Origin of the sequence: Amorphus sp. 3PC139-8 (genome assembly GCF_040750475.1) — a bacterium.
Lineage (GTDB): Bacteria > Pseudomonadota > Alphaproteobacteria > Rhizobiales > Amorphaceae > Amorphus.
The window spans coordinates 1-2,211 of record NZ_JABJVY010000069.1; the positions used below are offsets into that span (position 1 = coordinate 1).

Consider the following 2,211-nt stretch of genomic DNA (forward strand, 5'->3'; position numbering starts at 1 on the left):
CGATCAACTCATCCCTTCGGACAGGGTCCGAAGGGGTTGATCTCGCGGGATGAGGAAAAGTGGGCACCGGTTTTCCGGATGGATTTTGCCGCTCACGCCGGTTCGCTCTGCTCACGGCTGCGCGGACGCGGCCTATCGGCCGGCGCGCGGTCGCGCGCTAGCCTCGCAACGCAGCGAAAGTGGGGTAGCGGCCTTCCCACCGCATCCCGCTCTAAGTCAGCGTCAAAAGTCCATCGAGTGACGGCAGCACGGCCGCCGGCGGCAAATCCTTGTACTCGTCCGGCTGGGCGGTGCGGTTCAGCCAGACCGAACGGAAGCCGAAAGCCGTCGCGCCGGCAATGTCCCAGCGGTTCGACGACTGGAACGAGACGGCTTCCGGAAACACCTTGAAGCGCGTGGTCACCAGCTCGTACACCGCTTCGGCGGTCTTATAGGTGCGGATTTCGTCGACGGACACGATCTCCTCGAACAGATCCGCAATGCCGGCCGAAGAGGCCGCGCTCTCCAGCATGGCCGGCGAGCCGTTCGAGAGGATCGCAAGACGCGCGCCTTTTTCGCGCAGCGCCGTCAAAACCTTCGGCACCTCCGGATAGCAGTCGAGATGGCGGTAGGCGTCGAGCAGGCGCTCGCGCAGATCCGGATCGGCATCGGGGACCTTGGTGAGCGCGAAGTCGAGACCTTGCTCCGTCAGGCTCCAGAAGTCGACATAGCGGCCCATAAGGGCACGCACCCAGGAATATTCGAGCTGCTTCTGCCGCCAGATTTCCGAAATGCGCTGGGCATCGGCTCCGATGGCATCGGCATGGCGGCGCACTGCGGCGTGAACGTCGAAGAGGGTGCCGTAGGCGTCGAATACATAGACGGCGTGGGCCATGGCGCTCTCCTCATTGGCGGCGATCCGTGTGCCATATCGGCGCTCGCACTCTTTCCGTTCTGCACAGCCGGTTGCCGGCTCGCAAGTGCGAGAATCGCAAATCGGATTTCGGACGGTGCGACATTTACCGCGATCGTGCGAACGCAAGACGCTCCGCCCCGGAGGATCGTTCCCGTTTTTCGCCATCCAAGAAAGAATTTTCTTGCGACGATGGGCGAGGTTGACGGTTCATGGGGCGAATTTGACATTTGACGTCCGGTTGCCGCGCGTTCGCGGGACGGCGCAGCGGTTTCCCCTTCGCCTGGGAAAAGGTTCTAGCGACTGTTGTGGGACTTGAAACGAAGGCTTGCGTTGAGCCGGGAAGGTTCCGTGCAAAAAAGGAAGCGGTCTGATGGTGCAATGGTCTGAGACGTGGACGTGGCTCGACGGCGAGTGGATCAATGGAAATCCGTCGATCATGGGGCCGCGCGATCATGCGGCCTGGCTGTGCTCCGTGGTGTTCGACGGTGCGCGCTCGTTCGAAGGCGTCATGCCGGACCTGGATCAGCACTGCGCCCGCGTGAACCGCTCCGCCGAGGCGCTTGGGCTGAAGCCGACCATGTCTGCGGGCGCGATCATGGAGCTCACTCAGGAAGGGGTCGGCAAGTTCGCCCCCGACACCGCTCTCTATATCCGGCCGATGTACTGGGCCGAGGATGGTGGCTTCATGGCGGTGGCCCCGGATCCGGAGACCACGCGTTTTTGCCTCTGCCTCTACGAGACGCCGATGCCGCCGGCGACGGGAATTTCGGTCACGGTGTCCCGCTTCCGTCGTCCGTCGCTGGAGACGATGCCGACCAATGCCAAGGCCGGATGTCTTTATCCGAACAACGCGCGCGCGCTGACAGAAGCGCGTGACCGCGGGTTCGACAACGCGCTGGTGCTGGACATGCTCGGCAACGTGGCCGAGCTTGCCACCTCGAATGTGTTCCTGGTCAAGGATGGCAAGGTCGCGACTCCGGCCTCGAACGGGTCCTTCCTCGCCGGCGTGACTCGGAGCCGAGTGATAGACCTTCTGGGGCGTGATGGGTTCGACGTTCAGGCGACCACGCTGAAGGTCGCCGACTTCCTGGACGCCGACGAGATCTTCACCACCGGAAACTACTCCAAGGTCGGCCCGGTCACGCGGATCGAAGACCGGGATCTTCAGCCCGGACCGGTCGCCAAGCGCGCACGCGAACTCTACTGGGACTGGGCGCACAGCTAACGCGCTTAGAGCGCGTCATTTGGTTTTTGAATCGGAAATGGGATTCCCTTGAGGGGTTGGATCTGATTCAAGCTGCCTGCTGGGTGGAGGC

The 2,211-nt window shown here is 63.0% G+C and carries 2 protein-coding genes; one reads left to right on the forward strand and one right to left on the reverse strand.

Annotation, left to right across the window (positions count from 1 at the left end):
• Positions 1–211: 211 nt before the first annotated feature.
• A complete protein-coding gene (locus tag HNS03_RS25620; protein ID WP_367198876.1) occupies positions 212–874 on the reverse strand; it encodes a haloacid dehalogenase type II in 663 nt (220 codons plus the stop codon).
• Positions 875–1,265: 391 nt separating this feature from the next.
• On the opposite strand from HNS03_RS25620, the gene HNS03_RS25625 reads away from it, so the two are divergent.
• A complete protein-coding gene (locus HNS03_RS25625; protein ID WP_367198877.1) occupies positions 1,266–2,120 on the forward strand; it encodes a branched-chain amino acid aminotransferase in 855 nt (284 codons plus the stop codon).
• Positions 2,121–2,211 lie beyond the last annotated feature (91 nt).